This window comes from Kitasatospora sp. NPDC057940 (assembly GCF_042887425.1).
Taxonomy (GTDB): Bacteria; Actinomycetota; Actinomycetes; order Streptomycetales; family Streptomycetaceae; genus Kitasatospora.
Map to the genome: position 1 here is coordinate 355,997 of NZ_JBHVPH010000003.1, position 25,050 is coordinate 381,046.

At 73.9% G+C, this 25,050-nt stretch carries 20 protein-coding genes and 3 riboswitches; of the genes, 9 read left to right on the top strand and 11 right to left on the bottom strand.

All coding sequences use genetic code 11. The features are described from left to right. The first annotated feature begins 24 nt into the window (after positions 1 to 24). On the top strand, positions 25 to 891 hold the full coding sequence (locus ACFVTF_RS07445) for a 3-hydroxybutyryl-CoA dehydrogenase (protein WP_387810365.1): 867 nt from the start codon (positions 25 to 27) through the stop codon (positions 889 to 891). A gap of 55 nt (positions 892 to 946) precedes the next feature. Here the strand turns inward: ACFVTF_RS07445 and ACFVTF_RS07450 are convergent, their stop codons facing one another. Together ACFVTF_RS07450 and ACFVTF_RS07455 are read right to left on the bottom strand one after the other, a co-directional pair. After that, on the bottom strand, positions 947 to 1,501 hold the full coding sequence (locus tag ACFVTF_RS07450; protein ID WP_387810368.1) for an NUDIX domain-containing protein: 555 nt from the start codon (positions 1,499 to 1,501) through the stop codon (positions 947 to 949). A gap of 181 nt (positions 1,502 to 1,682) precedes the next feature. Further along, positions 1,683 to 2,255, bottom strand: a complete 573-nt coding sequence (locus ACFVTF_RS07455) for a histidine phosphatase family protein (RefSeq protein ID WP_387810371.1) — start codon at positions 2,253 to 2,255, stop codon at positions 1,683 to 1,685. Positions 2,256 to 2,546: 291 nt separating this feature from the next. Between ACFVTF_RS07455 and ACFVTF_RS07460 the strand changes: the two genes are divergently transcribed. The 3 genes from ACFVTF_RS07460 (at position 2,547) to ACFVTF_RS07470 (ending at position 3,999) form a co-directional block, all read left to right on the top strand. After that, entirely contained in the window at positions 2,547 to 2,765 is a 219-nt protein-coding gene (locus tag ACFVTF_RS07460) for a CbtB domain-containing protein (RefSeq protein ID WP_387810374.1), read from the top strand. 19 nt (positions 2,766 to 2,784) lie between these two features. Then, positions 2,785 to 3,558 (top strand): CbtA family protein, encoded by a 774-nt coding sequence (locus ACFVTF_RS07465; protein WP_387810377.1) that lies wholly within the window; start codon positions 2,785 to 2,787, stop codon positions 3,556 to 3,558. Between the two features lie 150 nt (positions 3,559 to 3,708). Next, positions 3,709 to 3,999: an ArsR/SmtB family transcription factor gene (locus tag ACFVTF_RS07470; RefSeq protein WP_387810380.1), complete on the top strand. Its 291-nt coding sequence runs from the start codon at positions 3,709 to 3,711 to the stop codon at positions 3,997 to 3,999. 2 nt (positions 4,000 to 4,001) lie between these two features. Here ACFVTF_RS07470 and ACFVTF_RS07475 read toward each other — a convergent pair whose 3' ends face one another. Further along, positions 4,002 to 4,772, bottom strand: a complete 771-nt coding sequence (locus ACFVTF_RS07475) for an adenosylcobinamide amidohydrolase (protein WP_387810383.1) — start codon at positions 4,770 to 4,772, stop codon at positions 4,002 to 4,004. 227 nt (positions 4,773 to 4,999) lie between these two features. Between ACFVTF_RS07475 and ACFVTF_RS07480 the strand changes: the two genes are divergently transcribed. The 3 genes from ACFVTF_RS07480 to ACFVTF_RS07490 are packed head-to-tail and all read left to right on the top strand — an operon-like array spanning position 5,000 to position 8,579. Then, positions 5,000 to 6,505: an MmgE/PrpD family protein gene (locus tag ACFVTF_RS07480; RefSeq protein ID WP_387810386.1), complete on the top strand. Its 1,506-nt coding sequence runs from the start codon at positions 5,000 to 5,002 to the stop codon at positions 6,503 to 6,505. Next, positions 6,505 to 7,410 (top strand): methylisocitrate lyase, encoded by a 906-nt coding sequence (gene prpB / locus ACFVTF_RS07485; protein ID WP_387810389.1) that lies wholly within the window; start codon positions 6,505 to 6,507, stop codon positions 7,408 to 7,410. Before ACFVTF_RS07480 ends, prpB begins: the two co-directional genes overlap by 1 nt. Positions 7,411 to 7,430: 20 nt before the next feature. Continuing rightward, positions 7,431 to 8,579 carry a bifunctional 2-methylcitrate synthase/citrate synthase gene (locus ACFVTF_RS07490; protein WP_387810392.1) on the top strand — a complete coding sequence of 383 codons (1,149 nt, stop codon included), beginning with the start codon at positions 7,431 to 7,433 and terminating at the stop codon, positions 8,577 to 8,579. On the opposite strand, the gene ACFVTF_RS07495 is transcribed toward ACFVTF_RS07490, so the two are convergent. Together ACFVTF_RS07495 and folP are read right to left on the bottom strand one after the other, a co-directional pair. Further along, positions 8,525 to 10,066, bottom strand: coding sequence for a short-chain fatty acyl-CoA regulator family protein (locus ACFVTF_RS07495; RefSeq protein WP_387810395.1), 1,542 nt, complete (start codon positions 10,064 to 10,066; stop codon positions 8,525 to 8,527). The two genes, ACFVTF_RS07490 and ACFVTF_RS07495, sit on opposite strands and share 55 nt — an antisense overlap. 17 nt (positions 10,067 to 10,083) lie before the next feature. After that, positions 10,084 to 10,944 (bottom strand): dihydropteroate synthase, encoded by an 861-nt coding sequence (gene folP, locus ACFVTF_RS07500; protein ID WP_387810398.1) that lies wholly within the window; start codon positions 10,942 to 10,944, stop codon positions 10,084 to 10,086. Between the two features lie 114 nt (positions 10,945 to 11,058). Between folP and metF the strand changes: the two genes are divergently transcribed. After that, positions 11,059 to 11,976 (top strand): methylenetetrahydrofolate reductase [NAD(P)H], encoded by a 918-nt coding sequence (gene metF, locus ACFVTF_RS07505; protein WP_387810401.1) that lies wholly within the window; start codon positions 11,059 to 11,061, stop codon positions 11,974 to 11,976. A gap of 85 nt (positions 11,977 to 12,061) precedes the next feature. On the opposite strand, the gene metE is transcribed toward metF, so the two are convergent. The 6 genes from metE to ACFVTF_RS07535 all read right to left on the bottom strand — a co-directional run bounded on the left by metE (position 12,062) and on the right by ACFVTF_RS07535 (position 22,957). Further along, complete coding sequence (gene metE, locus ACFVTF_RS07510; RefSeq protein WP_387810404.1) at positions 12,062 to 14,377, bottom strand: 5-methyltetrahydropteroyltriglutamate--homocysteine S-methyltransferase; 2,316 nt, start codon at positions 14,375 to 14,377, stop codon at positions 12,062 to 12,064. Positions 14,378 to 14,541: 164 nt separating this feature from the next. After that, positions 14,542 to 14,764: riboswitch (cobalamin riboswitch) on the bottom strand. Positions 14,765 to 14,793: 29 nt separating this feature from the next. After that, positions 14,794 to 15,735 (bottom strand): ECF transporter S component, encoded by a 942-nt coding sequence (locus ACFVTF_RS07515; protein ID WP_387810407.1) that lies wholly within the window; start codon positions 15,733 to 15,735, stop codon positions 14,794 to 14,796. Beyond that, positions 15,732 to 17,420 carry an ABC transporter ATP-binding protein gene (locus tag ACFVTF_RS07520; RefSeq protein WP_387810410.1) on the bottom strand — a complete coding sequence of 563 codons (1,689 nt, stop codon included), beginning with the start codon at positions 17,418 to 17,420 and terminating at the stop codon, positions 15,732 to 15,734. Before ACFVTF_RS07520 ends, ACFVTF_RS07515 begins: the two co-directional genes overlap by 4 nt. Then, entirely contained in the window at positions 17,417 to 18,664 is a 1,248-nt protein-coding gene (locus ACFVTF_RS07525; RefSeq protein WP_387810413.1) for a CbiQ family ECF transporter T component, read from the bottom strand. Before ACFVTF_RS07525 ends, ACFVTF_RS07520 begins: the two co-directional genes overlap by 4 nt. A 10-nt stretch (positions 18,665 to 18,674) precedes the next feature. After that, on the bottom strand, positions 18,675 to 19,889 hold the full coding sequence (locus tag ACFVTF_RS07530; RefSeq protein WP_387810416.1) for a hypothetical protein: 1,215 nt from the start codon (positions 19,887 to 19,889) through the stop codon (positions 18,675 to 18,677). Further along, positions 19,886 to 22,957, bottom strand: coding sequence for a prenyltransferase/squalene oxidase repeat-containing protein (locus tag ACFVTF_RS07535; RefSeq protein WP_387810418.1), 3,072 nt, complete (start codon positions 22,955 to 22,957; stop codon positions 19,886 to 19,888). Before ACFVTF_RS07535 ends, ACFVTF_RS07530 begins: the two co-directional genes overlap by 4 nt. Positions 22,958 to 23,060: 103 nt before the next feature. Beyond that, positions 23,061 to 23,191: riboswitch (cobalamin riboswitch) on the bottom strand. Positions 23,192 to 23,281: 90 nt separating this feature from the next. Beyond that, positions 23,282 to 23,358: riboswitch (cobalamin riboswitch) on the top strand. Positions 23,359 to 23,569: 211 nt separating this feature from the next. On the opposite strand from ACFVTF_RS07535, the gene ACFVTF_RS07540 reads away from it, so the two are divergent. After that, a complete protein-coding gene (locus ACFVTF_RS07540; RefSeq protein WP_387810772.1) occupies positions 23,570 to 24,934 on the top strand; it encodes a hypothetical protein in 1,365 nt (454 codons plus the stop codon). The last annotated feature ends 116 nt before the right edge of the window (positions 24,935 to 25,050 follow it).

Here is a 25,050-nt window from a genome sequence, read left to right on the forward strand (position 1 = left end):
GCCGCCCGACCACGGAGGTATCCGATGAACGACATCCGCCGCGTAGCGGTCGTCGGCGCCGGGCAGATGGGCTCCGGCATCGCCGAGGTCTTCGCCCGCGCCGGCCTGGACACCGTCGTCTGCGAGGCCGGCCGAGGCGCCCTGCGCGCCGCCCGGGCCCGGATCGACCGCTCGCTGCACCGCGCCGTCGACCGCGGCCGGATCAACGAGCAGCAGCGCACGGACGCCTGGGCCCACCTACTGTTCGCCGACGACCTGGAAGCGCTCGCCGACCGCCAGCTCGTCGTCGAGGCCGTCGTCGAGGACGAACGGGTCAAGACCGGGGTGCTCGGCACCCTGGACAAGGTGCTCGTCGCCGACGACGCCGTCCTGGCCACCAACACCTCCGCCATCCCGGTCACCCGCCTCGGCATCACCACCGACCGCGCCTCCCACGTCCTCGGCCTGCACTTCTTCAACCCCGCCCCCGTCATGCCGCTCGTCGAACTGGTCGCCTCGCTGCACACCGCCCCGGCCGTCCTCGACCGGGTCGAGGCCTTCACCCGGGACACCCTCGGCAAGCACGTCATCCGCTCCCGCGACCGGGCCGGCTTCGTCGTCAACGCCCTGCTGGTGCCCTACCTGCTCTCCGCCGTCCGGATGGCCGAGGCCGGCCACGCCAGCCCGGCGGACATCGACGCCGGCATGGTCCACGGCTGCGCCCACCCCATGGGCCCGCTCCAACTCGCCGACCTCATCGGCCTGGACACCGTGCAGGCCATCGCCGAGTCCATGTACGAGGAGTACAAGGAACCGCTCTACGCGCCGCCGCCGCTGCTCTCCCGCATGGTCGAGGCCGGACTGCTCGGCCGCAAGAGCGGGCGCGGCTTCCACGTCCACCCCTCGGCCTGACGGCCCCTCCGCGCCCGCCACACCCACCGCCCCGGAGAACGCGCCACCCGCGCGCTCACCGGGGCGCTGTGCTGTCCCGGTCCGCCGCGGGGAGCCGGCCCCCGGCGGGGTTCGCAGGTTTCGCAGCTTCACAGGAACCCGCCGCGAGCAGGCCACGGGCACCGTCGACCGCTGGACGCACCCGCGTGGGAATCATCCCGATGAAGCCGTCCTGGCCGTCCACGAGTGTGGGGCCCACCTCGTCCAGCGGGGCGAAGCGGCAGTCGAAGACCATGCCGTCGTCGGTGCCGACGCCGCCGACGACGTGTCGCCACTCATCGGGTGCTGCCTGGTCGAGCACGGCGTGGAAGAACACCGTGACCCGTTCCACCCCCGTCTCCGGATGCGGCGACTGGTCGACCCCCAGGGCGTGAAGGTCGCGGATCACCGCGATCCCCGTCTCCTCCGAGCATTCACGCCGAGCCGCGCTCTCCAGGTCCTCTCCCGGTTCGACTCCCCCGGCCGGCACCTGGATACCGGCCTCGGGGAAGTCCCGGTGGACGAAGGACAGAAGTTCCAGTCCACTCGCCGTGGGTCTCGTGACGTACACCGCGACTCGTACGCGAGCCATGGTCCTCCTCTTCCGTGAACGTGCTCAGGAGCACAACCCCGATGAGCGGCCGTGCTCGTCGTTGGCCGGTCGGCCACCTCCTGCGCCACCAGCGATGCCAAAACGCCCGCCCACCCGGGTGGGAGCACCGCCAGTAACGAATCAGCCGACGCCCAGGCGGGGCGGTCGCGGCGACGCTGTCTCACCACGGTGCCGGACCCGCCCCGCAGCGCAGGTTCCAGCGCCCTGAGCGACCGGACAGTTCGGTGGCGGACAACGGCCGGACGTCCAGCCGCCAGAAGGCAACCGCAGGAAGGTCGAGCGCATGGACTACGGCAGCCCGAACCACAGCGGGTTCCGCCACGGCCAGGACGCGGCCGGGTTGGTCGGCCAAGGCCTCGAGCCAGCCGCCGACGCGGGCGCACAGGTCGGTGACCGACTCGCCACCGTGCGGGGCGGCCGTCGGGTCGGCGAGCCAGGACGACACCTCCGCCGGCTGGGTCGCGGCAACCTCTTCGAGGCTGAGGCCACGCCAGCTGCCGACGTCGAGGTCGGCCAGCGCCTCCGCAGGTGCAGCGGTGATGCCGAGCGCATCGGCAGTGAACCGGCAGCGGCGGGCAGGGGCCGTGAAGCACCGGGGCGCAGCCGGCAGAGAGCCCGCCGCCGCACGGGCGGCCGCCAGCCCCGCATCGTCCGGTGGAGCGTCGTCGCCGAACCGGACTTCGCGCAGTTCCGATCCGATCGCCGGCGCGACGAAGATCACCCGCACGGTCATCCGATGTCCTCCTGTCCCCTCAACCGGACCGTCGCGCGCACACGTACGGGAATTCACGGCCCGTTCCGCGCCCATCGCGCGCTCGTGAGCCGTTCCCCAGCCCCTTGGCCGGGTGCCTGCGACACGGTACCGTCCCTGCGACAACTCAAGACGACGGTGTGCGGAAGCCCGGTGAGAACCCGGCACGGTCGCGCCACTGTGAAGCCGGCCCCCGGTCGGCGAGTCAGACCCGCCTCCGTCGTCCGTGGTGCTCCATCGAACGGGACGCGTGTTCCCACAAGGAGGTCGGCCATGGCTCACCCCATAGCTCCTGCAGCCCCCGCCGCACCGGCGGTCACCCCCATCTCCGTCAAGGAGATCCTGCCCTGGGCCGTCTTCTTCGGCATCCTGCTGATGGCCCTCATCTACTTCGTCGGCGCCGAGCAGGGCGCCACCTCCCTCATCTCCGGCGAGGACGTGCACGAGTGGGTGCACGACGGTCGCCACCTGCTCGGCTTCCCCTGCCACTGACCAGGGGAAGGCCCTCTCCGTGAACTCCGCAACCGTCAGATCCCTGCTCGTCCGCGGGATGTCGGCCGGCCTCGGTGCCGGCCTGCTCGCCCTGATCGTCGCCTACCTGCTCGGCGAGCCCCGGGTGGACGCCGCGATCGCCTACGAGGACGCCCACGCCGCGGGCGCGCCCGAGATGGAGATCGTCAGCCGCGCCCTCCAGTCCACCGCCGGCCTGGCCACGGGCGTCCTGGTCTACGGCGTCTCGCTCGGCGGCATCGCCGCGCTCGCCTACTGCTTCGCCCTCGGCCGGGTCGGCCGCTTCTCCCCGCGCGCCACGGCTGCCCTGCTGTCCGGCGTCGCGCTGGTCGCGGTCTACGTCGTGCCGTTCCTCAAGTACCCGGCCAACCCGCCCTCGGTGGGCGACCCGGAGACCATCGGCAAGCGCACCACGCTGTACTTCCTGATGATGGCGCTCAGCGTGCTGCTGGCGATCACCGCGGTGATCGTCGGTAAGCGGCTCGCGCCGCGCCTGGGCAACTGGTACGCGACCGTCGTGGCCGTCCTCGGCTTTGCGGTGGCCGCCGGCCTCGCCTACGCCTTCCTGCCGGCGATCAACGAGGTGCCCGAGGACTTCTCGGCCACCCTGCTCTGGCAGTTCCGCGTCGCGGCGCTCGCCATCCAGCTCACCCTCTGGACGTCCTTCGGTCTGCTGTTCGGCCACCTCGCCGAACGGCTGCTCAGCCCGAAGCCGGCCCCGACTGCCTCCATCGCCCAGGAGGCCGCTCCGGAGGCAGCGGCCTCCGCTCACTGAGGCACTGACTTTCCCACCATCACAACGCTGAAGGCCGACCGGGCGACACCACATCGCCCGATCGGCCTTCAGCGCTCCCCAGATGAGGACGGAACACTGGACGCGGAGTTCCAGACCCCACCAGGTCGACCAGCCATCAACGAGATCGCCATGCGCGCCGCTCGCAGAGCCACGCCCGACCGGGAGCGCACGCGAACCCTGTCCGAGAGGTTCGCGCTGCTCGCCGACCCCGGCCGTCTCGCCCTGCTCATCGCGATCCACCACGCCGGGCCGATCTGCGTCACCGATCTCGCCCTCGCGACCGGGATCCGCGACACCACGGTGTCCCAAGCCCTGCGACTGCTGCGCGTCACCGGAGCGGTGTCGGCCACCAGGGAAGGCCGGACCGTCCTCTACGTGCTGCGCGATCCGCACATCGCCCAGCTTCTCGACCGCGTCTGACTTCAGGCAGTGATGCGCCCGGCCGAAAAGACGTTCCCCCTGAAGCAGTCCGGTCGAGGCCCTTGGTGCGGCACGCCCGGCCCCTCTCGACGCCGTATCCGATCACGCTCCGCCCCGTCGAGGACTGCCCGGTGAACCGCTCGGGCCAGCCGGGCGCCCCAGACCGACCGCGGGCCGCCGAAGGAGTCGGCCACCTCGCCGTCGACCGGAGTGCGAACGGCCACGCACACGGCGTCGGACGGTGTTCCGGAGCACGAGTAGCCGGCGTCCAGAAGGGCTTGCACCTTCGCCTCGGTGGCTGTCGCCAGCAGGTTCACCAGCCCCGCGTCCACCACCGGCGCAGGCACGACCGCGAGGATGTTGATCGTCCCCGGGACGTACGGACCGGTCGGTGACTCGGTAGCCGCGGCCCAGGTCGGGACGCCGATGCCGGTCGTCACCAGAGCGACGGCACCGCCTTCCTCACCCCAGGTGCAATCGTCGACCTCCGCTGCGGTCATCAAACCGACACCCGGCCCGCGCAGACCCTCGGCATCCGCCAGCTCCGCCAGGTGCCGCTCCGGGTCCATACGGCTGTAGCCCGGCCGGACCTGGGCGTTCACCACCCAGCCGCGCTCGCCGATCCCGCCGCCCAGCACGGCGCTGCTGACCATCCGCCAGCCCGGACCGGCCTTCCAGACCAACAGGTGACGACACGAGCCGTCCTCCGACCGCGCTGACCGGAGGACAGCGGGTCGCCGGATCTCGGGCACCAGGCTGTTCGCTGTGATCACCTCAGAGGCAGGGGGCGGGCCGGCTCGGTCCAGCGGCGACGTGCGGTGATCACCGGCTGATGAGGCCTTGTGGATCCTAGCCTTCCGAGACCGATCCGCAGGATCCGCAGGTTCACAGGAATCCGCCGTACGGATTCCACCGATTGGCATGCTGGATCATCGGCCGTCCGACCAGCAGGCTCGATCACGCAAGCCCCCAGAGTCGTCACTCACTCCCGAGGAGTCCCGTGATCGAGCACCACGTCCGCGTCCACCCCAGTGCCGACCGCCTGCCGCGTGAGGAGCAGCTCGCCTGGAAGCTGGCCGCCGTCGCGACCAGCACCGAGGAGCTGGACCCGGCCGGCGCGAGCATGGCCGTCAACCGGGTGATCGACAACGCGGCGGTGGCCGTCGCGTCGCTGCTGCGCCGGCCCGTGGCGGTGGCCCGCTCCCAGGCGCTCGCCCACCGCGGCGCGCCGGGCGCCCGGGTGTTCGGCAGCCCGACCCGGGTCTCGCCGGAGTGGGCGGCCTGGGCCAACGGCACGGCGGTGCGCGAGCTGGACTTCCACGACACCTACCTCGCCGCCGACTACTCCCACCCCGGCGACAACATCCCGCCGCTGCTGGCCGTCGCCCAGCACACCGGCCGCAGCGGGGCCGACCTGCTGCGCGGCATCGTCGCCGCCTACGAGGTCCATGTCGCACTGGTGCGGGGCATCTGCCTGCACGCCCACCGGATCGACCACGTCGCGCACCTGAGCGCGGCCACCGCCTGCGGGCTCGGCGCGCTGCTGCGGCTGCCGACCGAGACGGTGTACCAGGCGGTGCAGCAGGCCGTGCACACCACGACGGCCACCCGGCAGTCCCGCAAGGGCGAGATCTCCAGCTGGAAGGCCTTCGCCCCCGCCTTCGCCGGCAAGGCCGCGATCGAGGCGGTGGACCGGGCGATGCGCGGCGAGACCTCCCCGTCCCCCGTCTACGAGGGCGAGGACGGCTTCCTCGCCTGGATGCTCGACGGCCCGCAGTCCGACTACACCGTGCTGCTGCCCGCGCCCGACGAGCCGAGGCGGGCGATCCTGGACACCTACACCAAGGAGCACTCCGCCGAGTACCAGGCCCAGGCGATCATCGACCTGGCCCGGCGGCTGCGCGAGAAGGCCGGACCGCTGGGCGGCGTCCGCTCGGTCGTCCTGCACACCAGCCACCACACCCACCACGTCATCGGCTCCGGCTCGGGCGACCCGCAGAAGTACGACCCGGCCGCGAGCCGGGAGACCCTCGACCACTCGATCCCGTACATCCTCGCCGTCGCCCTGGAGGACGGCGCCTGGCACCACGAGCGCTCCTACGCCCCCGAGCGGGCCCGGCGCCCCGAGACCGTGACGCTCTGGCAGAAGATCACCACGGTCGAGGACCCGGAGTGGACCGCCCGCTACCACGACCCCGACCCGCAGCACCGGGCCTTCGGCGGCCGCGTGGTGATCACCCTGGACGACGGCACGGTGATCGAGGACGAGCTCGGCGTCGCCGACGCCCACCCCGCCGGCGCCCGCCCCTTCGACCGCCCCGCCTACCAGCGGAAGTTCCGCGCCCTCGCCGAGGGCGTCGTCTCCCCCACCGACCAGGACCGCTTCCTGGCAGCCGCCGCCGACCTCGCCGAGCTGAAGGCCGCAGACCTGGACGAGCTCTTCCCCGCCGTCGACACCGAGGCCGTGCGCGCGTTCGACGCACTCCTCCCGAAGGGCCTGTTCTGATGCTGCACACCCGCACCACCCCTGCCCAGCGCCGCCGCGCCCTGCGCGAACGCCTCGCCACCGGGCGGCTGTTGACGATGCCCGGCGCGCTCAACCCGCTCTCCGCCCGGCTCATCCAGGACCTCGGCTTCGAGGCCGCCTACCTCTCCGGCGCCGTCCTCGCCGCCGACCTCGGCCTGCCCGACATCGGCCTGACCACCGCCACCGAGGTCGCCGCCCGCGCCCAGCAGACCACCCGCGTCACCGACCTCCCGGTCCTGATCGACGCCGACACCGGCTTCGGCGAACCCATGAACGCCGCCCGCACCGTCCAGCTGATGGAGGACGCCGGCCTCGCCGGCCTGCACCTGGAGGACCAGGTCAACCCCAAGCGCTGCGGCCACCTCGACGGCAAGGCCGTCGTCCCCCGCGAGGACATGACCCGCCGCCTGCGGGCCGCCGTCGACGCCCGCCGCGACCCCGACTTCCTGCTGATGGCCCGCACCGACGCCCGCTCCGTCGAAGGACTGCGCGCCGCGATCGACCGGGCCAAGGCCTACGTCGACGCCGGAGCCGACGCGATCTTCCCCGAAGCCCTCGCCGACGAGGCCGAGTTCGAGGCCTTCCGCAAGGCCGTCGACGTCCCCCTGCTCGCCAACATGACCGAGTTCGGCAAGTCCCCGCTCCTCGACGCCCGCACCCTCCAGGACCTCGGGTACGAGATCGCGCTCTACCCCGTCACCCTGCTGCGCCTGGCCATGGGCGCGGTGGAGGACGGCCTGCGCACCCTCGCCGCCGAGGGCACCCAGGAGTCGCTGCTGCCGCGCATGCAGCCGCGCTCCCGACTGTACGAACTCCTCGGCTACGAGCAGTACGCGGCCTTCGACTCGGCCGTCTTCGACTTCACCCTCCCACCCGGCGCCTGACCCCGCATCGGAGACCAGCCATGCCCACCACCGCGCCCGGGATCCACCGCGGCCTCGCCGGTGTCGTCGTCGACACCACCGGGATCTCCACCGTCATCCAGGAGACCAACTCCCTCACCTACCGCGGCTACCCCGTCCAGGACCTCGCCGCCCGGCGCTCCTTCGAGGAGGTCGCCTACCTGCTGTGGCACGGCGAACTGCCCGACCCCGGACAGCTGCGGGAGTTCCGGGCCGGCGAGGCCGCCCTGCGCCCGCTCGACCGCACCACCGCCGAACTGCTCGCCAAACTGCCCGAGACCTGCCACCCGATGGACGTACTGCGCACCGCCGTCAGCTTCTTCGGCGCCGAGGACCCCACCGAGGACGACGGCCGCCCCGCGCCCCACCTCGCCAAGTCCCTCACCCTGCTGGCGAAACTGCCCACCGTCGTCGCCGCCGACCAGCGCCGCCGCCGGGGCCTGGCGCCCATCCCGCCGGACGCCGGGCTCGGCTACGCGGAGAACTTCTTCCACATGTGCTTCGGCGCGGTGCCCGCCCCCGAGGTGGTCCGCTGCTTCGAGATCTCCCTCGTCCTGTACGCCGAGCACAGCTTCAACGCCTCCACCTTCACCGCCCGCGTCGTCACCTCCACCCTCTCCGACCTCTACAGCGCCGTCACCGCCGCGATCGGCGCGCTCAAGGGCCCCCTGCACGGCGGCGCCAACGAGGCCGTGATGCACATGCTGGAGGAGATCGACGACCCCGCCCGGGCCGCGCAGTGGCTCGACGAGGCACTCGCCGCCAAGCGGAAGATCATGGGCTTCGGCCACCGCGTCTACCGGCACGGCGACTCCCGCGTCCCGATCATGCAGGCCGCCCTGGACGACCTGGTGGCCCGCAGCGCCGACCCCCGGACGGCCCGGCTGGCCACCCTGCACGCCGCACTGCGCGAGGCGGTGCTGGAACGCAAGGGCATCCACCCCAACCTCGACTACCCCGCCGGCCTCGCCTACCACCTGATGGGCTTCGACACCCCCGTCTTCACACCCGTCTTCGTGATGAGCCGCATCACCGGCTGGACCGCCCACATCACCGAACAGCTCGCCCACAACTCCCTGATCCGCCCGCTCGCCCGCTACGACGGCCCCGGCCAGCGCCCGGTGCCGGGGCTGTCACCGAGCACGGCGTAGGGAACGCGGCTGCGGCGGTCCGGCTCGACCGCCAGGCGCCCGCCCGCCGGCGGGCGGGCGCGCTGGGCGCAGTCACGGCGCTCGCAGATCCGGCAGCCCAGCCCGATCGGGGTGGCCGCTCCTGCGGCGTCGAGCGCGACGCCCTCGGCGTAGACCAGGCGGTGCGCGTGGCGCAGCTCGCAGCCGAGCGCGACGGCGAACTCGCTCCGCGGCGCGCGGTGGCCGAAGCCGCCGTGGGAGACGGTGCGAGCAATCCAGAAGTAGCGCTTCCCGTCCGGCATCTCGGCGACCTGGGTCAGGATCCGGCCGGGCGAGGAGAAGGCCTCGTAGACCGTCCAGAGCGGGCAGGTGCCGCCGAGGCGGGAGAAGTGGAAGTCGGTCGCGGACTGGCGCTTGGAGATGTTGCCCGCCCGGTCGGCGCGCAGGAAGGAGAACGGGACGCCGCGCCGGCCCGGGCGCTGGAGGGTGCTCAGCCGGTGGCAGACCGTCTCGAACCCGACCCCGAAGCGGGCGCCGAGCAGGTCGATGTCGTAGCGCAGTTCCTCGGCGGCCGTGTGGAAGGCGGTGTACGGCATCAGCAGGGCGCCGGCGAAGTAGTTGGCCAGGCCGATCCTGGCCAGGTCGGCGGCCTGAGGTGAGGTGAGGCCGGGCCCGGCCGCCGCCACGAGCGTGTCGAGCAGCGGCCGGTGCTCCAGCAGGGCCAGTTGGGTGGCGAGTTGGAAGGCGCGCTGGCCGTCGGCCAGCCAGGGTGAGAGCCGCAGCGTGCCGGCCGCCGGGTCGTAGCGCCGCAGGTCGCCGGGCCGGTGGTGGTCGAGCTGCCGGCGGTCGGGCCGCAGGTCGCCGGGCCGCTGATGGTCGGGCTGCCCGCGGTCGGGCCGCTGGTGGTCGGCGTCCAGCACCCGCACCCCGTGCCGCTCGCCGAGGCGGGCGGCCAGCGCGGCGGCGGTGCGGCCCGCGGTCGTCGTCGCCAGGCGCTGCGCGGTCCGCTCCGCCGCCTCGTCCAGGGCGGCTATGTGGTTGTGATGGGTGTAGAAGAAGTCCCTGACCTCGTCATGGGGTTCGGCCGGGCGGATGACCGCCCCGGTGCCGGGCTCACCGAGGTCGACGACGCGCGCGAGCGCCTCGCGGTAGCCGCAGTGCAGCGCGACCAGGGCCCGGGCCACCTCCGGGTGGTTCCGGCTCACCTCCGCGATCTCCTCCGTCGGCACGGCTCCGCCGCAGGCCTCGTCCGCGAGCGCGGTGCGCAGGTCGGTGCCGAGGCGTTCCTCCTCGGCCTCGGAGAAGAACTCCGGATCGACCCCGAGCACCTCGGCGATCCGCAGCAGCACGGCGGCGGTCAGCGGCCGCTGGCTGTGCTCGATCTGGTTGAGGTAGCTGGTCGAGATGCCGAGCTCGCGCGCCAGCTCGACCTGGTTCATGCCGTGCTCGCGGCGCAGTCGACGCAGCTTGGCGTGGGCGTAGACCTTCCGCCCGGTCGGACGTGGCATGGCGCGTGCTTCCTCTCTCAGACCCGGTTGCTTCGGATCGCGGCCTCGACCCGGACGGCGTCGGCCGTGTCGCGGACCTCGTGCACCCGCACCGCCCAGGCGCCCTGCGCGGCGGCCAGGACGCTGGCCGCCGCGGTGGCCGCGTCGCGTTCCCGGGCCGGACGGGCCTCGCCCGTCCGCGGGTCGGCCAGCAGCTCGCCCAGGAAGCGCTTGCGCGAGGCCGCCACCAGGAGCGGGCGGCCCAGTACCCGCCAGGCGTCGAGCGACGCCAGCAGCGCCCAGTCGTCCTGCCGGCGTTTGGCGAAGCCGAGGCCCGGGTCCACGATGACCTGGGAGGGGTCGACCCCGGCCGACACCACCGCGTCCATCTGCCGTGCGACCTCACGGATCACCTCGGCCGCGACGTCCTCGTACGCGGCCAGCTCGTCCATGTGGGCGGACTGCCCGCGCCAGTGCATGACGACGAAGGGCACTTTGGCCCTGGCCGCGGCGCGGGCCATGCCCGCATCGGCCCGGCCCCCGCTGACGTCGTTGATGATCCGGGCGCCGGCCTCCACCGCCTCCTCGGCGACCCGGGCCCGCATCGTGTCGATGCTGACCAGGACGCCCTTGTCGGTGAGCGAGCGCACCACCGGCAGGACCCGGCGCAGCTCCTCCTCCTCGGACACCCTGGCCGCTCCCGGCCGGGTCGACTCCCCGCCGACGTCCACGATGTCCGCGCCCTGCTCGGCCAGCAGCAGTCCACGGTCCACCGCGCGCCCCGGGTCCAGCCAGCGGCCGCCGTCCGAGAACGAGTCGGGGGTCACGTTCACGACTCCCATCACCGCGCACCGATCCCATCCGGGCAGTCCCGACAATATCTGCGAAGGTCTTTTCATGCCCCCATTGTGCCGCCCGCCCCACCCGTCCCCCAACTCACACCTCCGAGAGAATTCGTATCACAGAGTGGACACCTGAGGACTACCGACAGCCCGGCTGGTTAACCTCCTGCCATGACACTCGGAATTCCCTCCACGCGCACGGATCGGGCGACGTCCGTCCGAGAACTCCTCGCGACCGGCAGGCTTTCCTATTCCTTCGAATTCATGCCGCCCCGGAGCGCCGAGGCGGAGGTCGGACTGTGGAACGCGATCCGGCGCCTGGAAGCGCTGTCCCCCACCTTCGTCTCGGTGACCTACGGCGCCGGCGGGTCGACGCGGGAGCGGACGGTGAACGTCACCGGCCGCATCGCGCAGGAGACGACCCTCACGCCGACCGCCCACCTGACCGCGGTCGGCCACAGCGTCGCCGAGCTGCGGAACATCCTCGGCCACTACGCCGACCAGGGGGTTCGCAACATCCTGGCGCTGCGCGGCGACCCGCCGGGCGATCCGCTGGGCGCCTGGCACCGCCACCCCGACGGGGTGGAGTACGCCGCCGACCTGGTGCGGCTGATCAAGGAGTCCGGCGACTTCTGCGTCGGCGTGGCCGCCTTCCCGGACCTGCACCCGAGGTCCCCCGACTGGGATTTCGAGATCAGGCACTTCATCGAGAAGTGCCGGGCCGGAGCCGACTACGCCATCACCCAGATGTTCTTCGATGTGGACAGCTACCTCCGTTTCCGGGATCGGCTGGAATCGGCCGGATGCACCGTTCCGGTCATTCCGGAGATCATGCCCGTGACCAGTATCCGGTCACTTCGGAGGATTCCGACACTGACCACCGCCGCCATTCCCGACGAGCTTTCCGAAAGCATGCTGAAGCACCAGGACGATCCGAAGGCCGTCCGGGCGATCGGTATCGATCACGCCACCGGAATGTGCCGCCGCCTGCTCTCCGAGGGAGTTCCCGGGCTGCATTTCATGACCATGAATTTCTCCACGGTGACGACGGAGATCTACCAGAACCTCGGGCTTCCCGGGTCCGGGTGAAACCGGCCGGGCCGCCGTCGGGGCAGCCGCCCCGGCCGGGCGCCGCACAGGATGCGGTGCCCGGCCGGGGCGCGTCACCGGCGGGTCAGCCGGCGAGCTCCGCGCGCAGGTGGCGGGCGGCGCCGACGAGGCTGTCGAGCGAGGCGCGGGTCTCCGTCCAGCCGCGGGTCTTCAGGCCGCAGTCGGGGTTGACCCACAGCCGCTCGGCGGGGATGGCCGCGAGGCCCGCGCGCAGCAGTTCCACGGCCTCCTCGGTGCTGGGGACGCGCGGGGAGTGGATGTCCCAGACGCCCGGGCCGACCTCGCGCGGGTAGCCGGCCCCGGCGAGTTCGCCGGCGACCTCCATGTGCGAGCGGGTGGCCTCCAGCGAGATGACGTCCGCGTCGAGCTCGTCGATCGCCGTCATGATCGCGCCGAACTCGGCGTAGCACATGTGGGTGTGGACCTGGGTGTCGGCGCGGACGCCCGAGGTGGCCAGGCGGAAGGACTCGGTGGCCCACTCCAGGTACGCCGGGCGGTCGGCGGCGCGCAGCGGCAGGGTCTCGCGCAGGGCCGGCTCGTCGACCTGGACGACGGCCGCGCCGGCGGCCTCCAGGTCGGTGACCTCGTCGCGCAGGGCGAGGGCGACCTGGCGGGCGGTGTCGCCGAGCGGCTGGTCGTCGCGGACGAAGGACCAGGCGAGCATCGTGACGGGGCCGGTGAGCATGCCCTTGACCGGGCGGTCGGTGAGGCCCTGCGCGTAGCCGAACCAGTCGACGGTCATCGGGTGCGGGCGGGAGATGTCCCCGGCCAGGACCGGCGGGCGCACGTACCGGGTGCCGTAGGACTGCACCCAGCCGTGCCGGGTGGCGAGGTAGCCGGTGAGCTGTTCGGCGAAGTACTGGACCATGTCGTTGCGCTCGGGCTCGCCGTGCACCAGGACGTCCAGTCCGGCCTTCTCCTGGAAGGCGATGACCTCCCGGACCTCGGTCTCCATCCGCTCCCGGTAGGCCGCCGCGTCGATCCGGCCCGCCGTGAGGTCGGCCCGCGCGACCCGCAGTTCGGAGGTCTGCGGGAACGAGCCGATGGTGGTGGTCGGCAGCAGCGGCAGGCCGAGCCTGGCGCGCTGGGCCTCGGCCCGCTGCGGGTAGGCCTGGGCGCGGCGGGTGTCGTCGGCGGTGACGGCGGCGGTGCGGGCACGCACCGCCGGGTCGTGGGTGATCGGGGAGTTGGCGCGCGAGGCGAGGTCGGCGCGGTTGGCGGCGAGGTCGGCGGCGATCGCCCCCGTGCCCTCGCGCAGGCCCCGGGCCAGCAGCGACACCTCCCTGGCCTTCTGCTTGGCGAAGGCGAGCCAGCGCAGGATCTGCGGGTCGACGTCGCGTTCGGCGGCGGCGTCCAGCGGCACGTGCAGCAGGGAGCAGGACGGGGCGACGTCGACCCGCTCGGCCAGGCCCAGCAGGGTCGCCAGGGTGGCCAGCGACTTCTCCAGGTCGTTGATCCAGATGTTGCGGCCGTCGACCACCCCGGCGACCAGCCGCTTGCCGGGCAGCCCGCCGACGGCGGCCAGATCGTCCAGGTTCGCCGCGGCGGGCCCCGTGAAGTCCAGCGCCAGGCCCTCGACCGGGGCCTTGGCCAGCACCGGCAGGGCCTCGCCCAGGCGGTCGAAGTAGCTCGCGACCAGCAGCTTCGGACGGTCCGCCAGGCCGCCCAGCTCACGGTAGGCGCGGGCGGCGGTGTTCAGCTCGGCCGGGGTGCGGTCCTGCACCAGCGCGGGCTCGTCCAGCTGCACCCACTCGGCGCCGGCCGCCTTCAGGTCCGCCAGCAGCTGCGCGTAGACGGGCAGCAGCCGGTCCAGCAGGGTGATCGGCTGGAAGTCCTCGGCGACACCGGGGGCGGGCTTGGCGAGCAGCAGGTAGGTGAGGGGGCCGACGAGCACGGGGCGTGCGGTGTGGCCGAGCGCCAGCGCCTCCCGGAACTCCCCGACGGCCTTGGCCGGGTCCGCGGTGAAGACGGTGTCCGGGCCGAGTTCGGGCACCAGGTAGTGGTAGTTGGTGTCGAACCACTTGGTCATCTCCAGCGGCGCGACCTCCTGGGTGCCGCGCGCCATGGCGAAGTAGCCGTCCAGCGCGTCCGCCTCGACGGCCGCCCGGTGGCGGGCCGGGATCGCGCCGACGGCGACCGTGGTGTCCAGTACGTGGTCGTAGAACGAGAAGTCGCCGGTGGGTACTTCCAGGACCCCGGCCCGGGCGAGCTGTGCCCAGTTCTCCCGGCGCAGGCCGACCGCCGTCTCCCGCAGGGCGTCGGCGGTGACCGTGCCCTTCCAGTAGCCCTCGATGGCCTTCTTCAGCTCCCGGCCCTGGCCCTGCCGGGGGTAGCCGTACACGGTGGCCCTGGTTGCCGCGGCTGCGGACTTCGTGGTCAAGGGACTCTCCTTCGCGAGTCTGGCTCCTCAAGCACCCGGGGACGGGACGAGGACGCGAAGGGATGACGAACCGGACGGCGGCTCACGTCGATGCGCGTGCCGGACCCGCCTGGTATGGTCGCCGACCCGCCCACGAGGTCACCGGGATATCCGCACGCGGAACGGTCCGCGGGCGGGCAACGGGCAGGTCTTCGGACTCGTGGGCGCACCGGGCCTGTCGGCGTCCGGTACCTACTGGCCATCGCTTCCCAGACCCGTCCCGGGTCCAGTGCGTATGACGGCGGTCGTTCCCACTCACCGCTGCGGGGCAGTCCCGGATTCCCACCGGGTTCCCTCTTGCGACGTCCTGCCTGGCGGGCAGGACGAACCAGCTGCGTCGCCAGCTTAGGGGCAAACCGCCGGGGCCGACGCGGAATTCACGGAAGCCGTCCGGATGGTGAGACTCCCTCGCCGTTCGCGGTGCCGTTCACGGAGCCGATGGCGGTGCCGACGGCGGTGCCGTTCGCGGTGCCGTTCGCGGCGGCTCGTCGACCGTCCGAGGCGTCCGAGGCGTCCGGGGCGTCCGGGGCGTCCGGGGCTTCGAAGCGCACCGTGGGCTCGAAGTTGGCGCGGCGGGCCGCGCGTCGGAAGACGGTGAGGACGGCCGGGCCGACGACGAGCACGGCGGTGAAGGTGGTGACGGCCCGGCCGGTGTCCCAGCCGAGCGAGGTGGCGAGGTCGAAGAGCAGGTAGCGGTGCCACTGCTCGGTGAAGGGCAGGCCGGGCAGGTAGGCGATGGAACTGTTCGGGTCGGTGGAGAACGGCCAGAAGGAGAGGTTGAGGAGGAAGCCGAAGAGGTACCCGGAGAACGCCCCGTACGCGGCCAGCATCGCCACCTCCCAGCGCCGCCGCCGGGTCCTCGGCAGGAGCCCGGCGAGCATGCCGACGAACGCGCAGCCGAACATCTGGTACGGCATCCAGGGGCCGACGCCGCCGGTGAGCAGCGCGGAGGCGAACAGCGAGGTGCAGCCGAGGGTGAACCCGAAGCCCGGGCCGAAGACCCGGCCGGCCAGGACGAGGATGAAGAAGACCGTCTCCACCCCGGCGGTGCCGGCGCCGAGCGGGCGCAGCCCGGCGTTGACGGCGGACAGGACGCCGAGCATGGCGAGGGCCTTGGCGTCGATGCCGCCGGCCGCGATCTCGGCGATGACGACGGCGAGCACCAGGACCAGCAGGGCGCCGAAGATCAGCGGCGGGGCGTAGGAGGAGCCGAACTTTCCGGGGGCGACGACGAACGGCCAGGTGAAGGCGACCAGGCCGATGAAGGCGGCCAGGGCCGCGACGACGCGGGCCCGGCCGGGGATCCGGACGGCGCTCACCGGGCGGCCTCGGCGGGTTCCAGGGCCTCGGCCACCTGCCGGGTGGTCAGGTAGGGCAGCGGGGCGAGGATCTTGGCGGTCTGGGGGGCGAAGGTGGGCGAGGCGACGATGACCTCGGCGGTGGGGCCGTCGGCGACGATCTCACCCTCGGCCATCACCACCACCCGGTCGGCCGCGGCGGCGACGAACTCGACGTCGTGGGTGGAGACGACGACCGTACGGCCTTCGGCGGCGAGGGCGTCGACGATGCCGGTGAGTGCTTCCTTCGCGTGGTAGTCGAGCCCTCGGGTGGGTTCGTCCAGCAGCACCACCCTTGGCGCGGCGGCCAGTTGGATCGCCAGGACCAGGGCCAGCTTCTGGCCCTCGGAGAGGTCCCGGGGGTGGGTGCCGTCGGGGATCCCGGGGGCGAGTCGGTCGAGGATCTGCCGCGCGGTCGGGCCGGCTGAGGTCGGGCCGGCCGTGGTCGGGCTGGCCGTGGTCGGGCCGGCGGCACTTCGGGCCTCCAGGTCGCTCTGGGCGAGTTCCTGGGCGACCGTCTCCAGGTACAGCAGGTCGGTCGGGGTCTGCGGGACGAGCCCGACGAGCTGCCGGGCCCTGGTCGCGGAGAGCCGCTTGGGGTCCGCGGCCCGCCCGCCGTCGGCTCCGAGCACCTGCACGCTGCCGCCCTGCCGAGGGCCGGAGCCCTGGAGCGCCCACAGGAGCGAGGACTTGCCCGAGCCATTGCGCCCCATCAGCGCCGTGACCTCGCCGGCCCGCAGCTCCAGCCCGACCTCCCGGACGGCGGTCACCGGCCCGTACCGGACGACCACCCCCCGGGCGTCCAGCACCCGTTCCCCCGCCACCGCTGCCCGGCGCGGCGGAGGAACGGGCACGTCGTTCAGCCGCTCCCGCAGCGGGGCGGCGGCACGCCGGGCGTCCCGGACGGAGAGCGGCAGCGGCCGCCACCCGGCCAGCCGCCCGAGGCCGACGACGGGCGGCGCGATCGCGGTGTGCCGGAAGACCTCGGCGGGCGGCCCGTGCACGACCGTGCCGTCGCCGGGCAGGTAGGCGACGCGGTCGGCGTACTGGACGACCCGCTCCAGGCGGTGTTCGGCGAGCAGGACGGTGACGCCGAGGTCGTGGACCAGGCGGGTGATGGCCGCGAGCACCTCCTCGGCGGCGGTCGGGTCGAGCGCCGAGGTCGGTTCGTCCAGGACCAGGACGCGGGGGTGCGTGGTGAGCACCGAGCCGATGGCGACGCGCTGTTGCTGGCCGCCGGAGAGCTCGTGCAGGGCGCGGTGGCGCAGGTCGGCGAGGCCGAGCAGGTCGAGGGTCTCCTCGACGCGCTTGCGCATCACCTCCGGCGAGACGGCCAACTGCTCCATGACGTAGGCCAGTTCCTCCTCCACCGTGTCGGTGGTGAAGCCGGCCAGCGGGTCCTGCCCCACCACGCCGACCACGTCGGCGAGTTCGCGCGGCGGGTGGTGCGCGGTGTCCCGGCCGTCCACGGTGACCCTGCCGCACAGGGTGCCGCCGGTGAAGTGCGGCACGAGGCCGTTGACGGCGCCGAGCAGGGTCGACTTGCCGACGCCGGTGCGGCCGACCACCAGGCAGAGCTCGCCCTCCGGGATGTGCAGGTCGACATCGCGCAGGACGGGGGTGGTCTCGCCGTCGTACACCACGCCGACCTGGTCGAATCGGATCACGTGCTCACCTCGGGGGTCGTGCGGTCGGTGCTGGTGACGCGAGTGCTGGTGGCGGGCTCCGGGGTGCGTCCGGGCTCCGGGGTACGGCCGGGCGGCGGCGCGATGACCCCGGCGGCGCCGGCCAGCAGCAGGGCGAGCACCGGGACGAGCGGCAGGCTCGGCCAACTGAGCGGGTAGAGCGAGGGGTTGAGGTCGGTGGCGGCATAGCCGACGGTGGCGAACAGCAGGACGGCGGCGGTCACCCCGCAGCCCGCGACGCCCCACTCGGCGGCCCGCCAGCGGTCCGGCCGGTAGGTGGTGCGCCGTACGCGCCGGCCGCCGAGGATCAGCCCCGCCACGCAGAGCAGGGCGCCCGCGAGGAAGGCGGGAAGCCCCAGGGCGGCGGGGGCGGTTCCGTCCAGGAGCCCGTACACCCCGGCGCACAGGCCGCACATGCCGAGCAGCATCAGGGCGCCGGTGACGCGGCGGGAGCGGCGGCTCGCGGTGCCGGAGCGGCCGTACCCGCGCGAGTCCATCGCGGCGGCCAGGTGCAGCGAACGCTCCAGCGCGTCCTCCAGCACCGGGACGACGATGCTGCGCAGCGCACGGATGCCCTTCCGCTGCCCGGCGCGCAACCGCCGTGCCCGGGCGACGCGTTGGACGCTCTGCACCAGCTGCGGGGCGACGCTGAGCGACACCGTCACGGCGACGCCCAGCTCGTACAGGGCGCCGGGCAGGACGCGCAGGGCGCGCTTGGGGTTGGCGAGGGTGTTGGCGGCGCCGATGCAGCAGATCAGGCAGGCCAGGCGCAGCCCGTCGAAGGCGGCGGAGAGGGTCGCCTCCAGGGAGACCGGCCCGCCGATCTGGATGCCCGCGTACCAGGCGGGGGTGGGCAGGTGCGGGAGCGAGAAGAGCAGGTGGTCGTGCGGGGTGATGCCGGTGGCGAAGACGCACCGGAACACCACCCGGATCGCCACCACGGTCAGGGCCAGCCACAGGTAGTAGGTGAACCCGCGCGCCCACGGGGCCTCGGTCCGGCGGGCGGTGACCACGTAGCCGAGCACGGCGAGGACGAGCAGGAGCAGCAGCGGGTTGGTGGTGCGGCTGGCCGCCGTCGCCAGGGCCAGCGCCCAGGTCCACCAGGCCAGCGGGTGCAGGTTCCGGGGGCTGCGCCGGCTACCGGCGTCGCGTCCGGGGGCGGGCTTCGGCTTCGGGGTGGGCTTCGGTCTGGGCTTCGGGGGGCCGGCGGCGTGCTGGTCGGGCATGGTCACCGGATCACTCGGCCCGGCGGCGGCGCCGTCGCGCGACGACCACGGTGGCCGCGCCCAGCACCCCCACGAGGGCGGTCGCGATGACGGCGGGGACCATCGACCCGGAGTCGTGCGGGGCGTCGGCCACCGGGTTGGCGTCCACCACGCCGCCGGGCACGGCGGGGGTGGGCGTCGGCGCGTCCGCTGCCTCGACCGTCTGCGGGGTCGGCTGATCGCTCGGGGTGTCGGTCGGCGGCGCGGTGGACGGCTCGACCGGCACCGGTGTGGCGGGCTCGGGCGTCGACGCGGGCGCTCCGGGCGGGGTGATGCCGTCCTCGGGGGTGGCGGCGGCGCCGGGCCCCGGGGTGGTGGCGGGCGTGGGCGGACGGGCTCCGCCCGCCGGGGGCTTGGCGGGGGCCGGGGCCCGGCCCGATCCGGTGCCACCGGCCGTGCCGGTGCCGCCGGTGCCGCCGCTGTTGCTGCCGGTTCCGCCTGTGTTTCCGGTGCTGCCAGTGCTGCCGGTGCTGCCGGTGCTGCCGCTCGAACCGGTACCGGTGCCGTTGCCGCCGGTCGTGCCCGTGCCGCCCGTTGACCCGCCGCCGGAGACGGCGGAACCGCCGGAGCCTCCCGTGGTGCCCTGGCCGGGGTCGGCGGGCTGCCCGCCGGGGCTGTCGTTGTGCGCGCGAACGCTGTCCGGCGAGAAGCCCGGCCGCCCCTCGGTGCCCTCGACGTTGGTGCCGCCGAAGATCCAGAGGTCGACGCTGCCGGGCTTCGGCTGGTAGCTCATCGCGCCGAGCTGGCTGTAGGACCACTCGTTCTGCCCCGGATCGGCGTGCCAGTACGACCAGTAGGCCGTGGCCGGGGGCGTCAGGACGCACTTCTCCTGGTCCGGGGCCGGGAACTGCTTGCCGCCCTGGAAGCCGCTGTAGCCGATCCGGCAGATGAACGCCGGACCGTCGTGGCCGGTTCCGGTGGTCTTCCAGCCGCCCTGGTTGAGCAGGGTGAAGCCGGTGGTCGGGGTGGTCCCGCAGGAGCGCAGCAGCGGGCCGCCCCACTTGCTGAAGTCCACGGCGAGCACCACGCCGGAGGTGGTGGTGCACTGGTCGATCGGCAGCGGCGCCGCGGACGCCGGGGCGGTGCCCACGGCGACGCCGCCGAACGCGAGGGCGAAGGTCAGGGCCGCCGCCCCGGACAGCCGGCCGAGCCGGCCACCGAGCCGACCACCGAGTCCCCGGCTCACCGGTGACGCCCCGGGGCGGCCGCGGTGCGGCGCCGGGCGACGAGGACGGCCGCTGCGCCGAGCGCGGTCAGCGCACCCGCGCCCGCCGTCAGCGCCAGGGCCTGGGTACCGGTGCCGGCCAGGCTGCCGGAACCGGTCTGCGCCGCCACACCACCGGCGGGGGCGACGGCGCCACCGCCATCGCCTCCGGCCGGAGCGTCGATGCCGCCGGCCGACCAGGTGGTCGAACCGTCGCCGGTCGAGGAAGCGGCGGTGTCCGAGGGCCCAGCCGTCGTGGGCGAGCCCGTCGGGCTCGGCGTGCCCGTGGGCGCGTTGGTCGGCGTGTTCGTGGGCGTGTTCGTGGGCGTGCCGGTCGGGGTGCTGGTCGGCGTACCGGTGGGCGTGCTCGTGGGAGTACCGGTGGGCGTGCTCGTCGGCGTGCCCGTCGGGGTCGCCGTCCCGGTGGACGTCGGGGTCGGCGTCGGCGTCGACGTTCCCCCGAGGTCCCGGAACAGCGTGCCGAAGGAGATCCCGGTGGCACCGCCGAGCACCTGCGTGGACGCGCGGACGTCCGAGCCCGGCTGCCCGGCGGAGGCCACGTTGAACCCGCCGTCGCCGTTCTGCTGGCCCGCGAGGAAGTCGCGCGCCTTGGCGATCTGGGCGCCGTACGTGGACTGGCGCAGCGTCATGCCCTGGATGGCGAGCGCGGCCGAGTTGGTCGAGTCGCCGGCCGCGCCCGGGAAGCCGCCGTCGGGCAGCTGCCGCGCGGCGAGCCAGCCGAGGCCCTTGTCCACCGCCCCCGCGGCCTCGTCGCCCGGTACGAGGGCGAGGGCCATGACGGCCATCGCCGTGCTGTCCACGTCGGAGTCGCCGGTGGCGGGGATCAGGCTCGGCCAGGAGCCGTCCGGGTGCTGGAGGCCCTTCAGGTAGGCGATCGCGGGAGCGGCGTTCGTCGAGTCCCCGGCCCGGAGCTGGGCCATGATGCCGAGCCCCTGGGAGAACACCGAGGTGGCGTAGGTGTAGTTGCCGGGCGCCGCGCAGCCGGTGTTCTGGTCGGCCTTGGTGCACACGAGGGCGGCCAGGGCGGCGATCAGGTCGTGGCCGCCGAAGGCGCGCGGGTTGCGGCCGACCGCCTCGGCGAGCAGCGCCTCCTTCCCGATCGAGCCGCCGCCCGCGTACTCGGTGCCGATGCCGGTCCAGTCGTTGACGGTGCGCTCGCCGGCGTCCTTGCCCGGCTGGTCCAGGAAGTCGACGATCCTGCGCAGCGCGGCGTCGTCGGTGCCGGTGGCCGCGAGGGCGTAGGCGCCGTCGATGGTGAGGCCGAAGTCGGCGAAGGCCGGGAAGCCCTCGTAGTAGCGGCCGTTGATCAGGCGGGACGGGTCGGTGAGGTAGGCGCTGCCCTTGGCGGCGTCGGGGGCCCTCCCGGCGGGCAGGGTCGGCGGCGTGCCGGCGGGCGTGGTGGGCGTCGTCGGGGTGGTGGCGGGCGTGGTGACGGGAGTGGTGGCGGGCGTCGTCGGCGGCGTGCCGACGTCCGGGTTGTGCCGGACGCTGGTGAGGTCGGTGCCGGTCAGGGCCAGGATCGCCTGCTCGGTGGCCGCCGGGTCCGGGTCGGTGGTCGACGCGTCGGGGCCGAAGCCGCCGTCCGTGCCCTGCCGGGCGGCGAGCCAGGCCGTGGCGGCGGTTCGGCGGGTGTCCTGCCCGGTGGCCCTGAACGCCTGGGCCGCGCTCGCGGTGCTGATGGTGTCGCCGGGGGCGCCGAGGTACGGGAGGAGGGATCCGTCGGCCTGCTGTCCGGCCGCGAGCTGGTCCGAAGCCTTCTTCGCGGCCGTCTCGTACCCGGGCGCCGCACGCAGGGCGAGCGCCGCGAGGCCGGTGGTGAGCGGGTCGGACTCGCAGTGCTCGCCGGCGACGATCATCGATCCGGCCACCCCGCCGTCGGCGCACTGGAGCGCCGTGAAGCGGGCGAGCGTCGGGGCGGGTGGCGTGACGCCGGCGCGCTGGAGGGCGATGACGCCGAGGGACTGGACCCACGGCGAGGCCGCGCCGAGGAAGTCCCCGGCGGCGGTGCACTTGCCGTTCTCCCCCGCCGCCGCGCAGACGTGGCCGGTGAGCGCGGCGATCAGGTCCCGGCCGCCGAAGGCCTGGGGATCGCCACCGGTGCTCTCGGCGACGAGGGCCAGCAGTGCGGCGGCCCTCGCATCGGGCCGGCCGGCCGGACCGTCGGGATACAGGAAGGCGTCGGTGTGGGCGGCGAGGAAGGCGACCGTCCTGCGCAGCGCCGGGTCCTGCGTGCCGGCGGCGGCGAGGGCGATGGCGGTGAGGGCGGTCCGGGGGTAGTCCGGCCCCTCGACGGCCCAGTTCTCCATGTGGTCGCCGCCGACGAGCTGACGGGCCAGCCAGGCCGCGGCGGCCGCCGGGTCACCGGTGGCGGACGGCCCGGTCGGGGTCGGGGTCGGAGTCGACGTCGGACTCGGGGTCGCCGAGGGCGACAGCGAGGCGGACGGCGAAGCCGACGAGCCGCCGCTCTTCGCCCTCACGGAGTCCGGTGTGAAGCCCGGTGCCCCGCTGGTGCCGCCGATGTCGGTGCCGCCGTACACCCAGGCCTCGACCTCGCCGGGCCTGGGCTTCTGCGTCCCGGCGCCGAACCGGCTGTAGGACCAGGCCTGTTGGCCGGGTTCGGCGATCCAGTACGACCAGTACGCGGTGGCCTGCGGGGTGTTGACGCAGGGTTCCTCGGCCGGCGTCGGGTACTGGGTACCGCTGTTGAAGGTCCCGGTTCCGAGGCGGCAGATGAAGGCGGGTCCGTCGTGCTCGGTTCCGGTGGTGGTGAAGCCGGCGGCGTGCAGCAGGTTCATCCCGGTCGTGGGGTGGGCGTCGCAGCCCCGGACGACGCCGCCGCCCCAGTGGGTGAAGTCGACGGCGACGATCGCGCCCGTCGTCGCCGTGCACTGCTCGATCGGGTCGGCGGCCGCGGTGCCGGGGCGCCCGAACAGGACGCTTCCGCAGGCGGCGACCGCGACAGCACCGGCGACCACCAAGGAGGCGAGGTCCCGGTTCCTGTGACGTGTGCGACTGCTGCTGACCCTCACGACGACTCCCTGGTCGGTCGACGCAGGACGCAACGGCGCAGCCGACGGCCCCCTGGGCAGGGGCCGTCCGGACCGCGTCGTAGTCCGCGACGACGCAAGTGCTCTGTGAACAGGCCCCCGATCCAGGCATTCCGGCTCACCCACCACAGGTGGGTCCACGGTTGCGGGTCAGCGCCGGAGTTGGACCGGCTTCCCCTGAATGCCGAGGGCAAAAAATCGGTTCATCAGACCACGCCGGTCGAAGGGGAGTCAACGGGTCGTCATATCGACTACGTCACCTCGTGGGCCGGTGCGCCGTGCGGTAGCGTCCGCGGTGGCCGAGCGGGGGAACCCGGTGCGAATCCGGGGCTGACGCGCAGCGGTGTGGGGTGGCGATCGCGCCGCCCTGAGCCCGAATGCCCACCCGGCCACGCACCATGGCGAAAGCCGGCCCACGCGATCCGGGCGGCGACCGCTCCGGCAGTCGCGCGCCCTCCAACGGACGCCGGAGCTCCGGGGCAGGGTCGGCGCCCGCCACCCCAAGGAGCCTGTCCCGTGTCCCTCCTCGCCCCCTCGCGGACCACCCCCTCGCGGACCACCCCTGCCCGCGCCGCCTCCGCCGCCACCGTCGCTCTGACGGCCGGCGCACTCCTGCTCTCCGCCGTCCCCGCCCACGCGACGGCCAGCCCGACCCAGATAGCCACCTCGAAGAGCACCGGCGTCACCTACCTGAAGTCGCTCCAGGCCGCCGACGGCAGCTACGTCACCGGCGGCGGGCTCTCCAACGAGTGGGCGTTCAGCGCACTCGCGGCCGCCGGCACGGCCGCCGCGGACGTCACCCCCGGCGGCGACCCCACCAAGAACGCCCGCCTGGTGTACCGCGGCCAACTCGCCGCCCCCGGCTGGCCGAGCGCCTCGCCGGTCGTCACGGACTACGAGCGCGGCATCCTCAACGCCTACGCCGCCGGCATCGACCCCGCCCGGGTCGGCCCGGGCCGCAACCTCGTCGCCGACCTCGCCGCCTACTGGCAGACCGCCGAACCCGGCTACTACGGCCCGTCCGCCAACTTCAACGGCACCGTCTTCGGCCTCCTCGCCCTCGCGGGCGCCAGGACCCAGGCCGGTGGCCCGCGCGTCCCGCAGCCGCTGCTCGACGCCTCCGTCACGGCGGTGCGCGCCAACCAGCACAACGACGGCGGCTGGAACTTCAGCAAGGCCGCCGGCGACCCGAACGCCCTCGCCCAGGGCAGCGACATCGACATGACCGGCGCCGCCATGGCCTCGCTCTGCACCGGGGGCGTCCCCGCCACCGACCCGGCGATCGTCGCCGCCAAGAACTTCCTCAAGGGCAAGCTCACCGCCTCCGGCGCCTTCAGCGCCATGTTCGGCGTCAACACCGACTCCAACGGCTGGGCCGTCTCCGGCCTCAACGCCTGCGGCATCAACCCTCAGGGCGCCGACTTCACCAGCGGCACCGGCAAGAGCCCCGTCGACTTCCTGATCGCCCAGCAGTTCAAGCCCGGCGGCGGCTTCAAGTACCTGCCCACCGACACCGCCCCGTCCCCCTACGCCTCCGTCGACGGCCTGCGCGCCGTCGCCGGCGCCGGCTTCACCGCCACCCCGCCGGCCCCGACCACCGCCGGCGAGCCCGCCTGGGCCACCACCAGCGCCTTCGTCCCCGGCACCGCCGCCAGGCTCGCGCTGGTCGTCGACGACGGCACCGGCGCGCCCAAGGTCTGCGCCGTCACCCTCACCCCGACCGCCACCACCGCGACCCTCGGCGACGTCCTCGACGCCGCCGGATCCGCGACCCCCGCCGGCTGCGTCACCGCCGTCGCCCCGTCCTCCGGCACCGGCGCCGTCACCGCGATCAACGGCACCACCAACAGCGGCTCCGCCACCTGGCAGGTCAGCCTGGACGGCACCACCGCCACCGCCGCCACCCGGGCCACCACCGTCCACCTCGGCGACACCGTCTCGCTCCGCTACGGCAACTGATCCGGGGTCCTGCTCGGACACCCCGTCCCGAGCGGCGTCCGCACCGTCCGAAGCCTGAAGCGCCGGTGCCCCGGCCCCCCTTCCGGAGGGGCCGGGGCACCGGGGGGTCGCCGGAG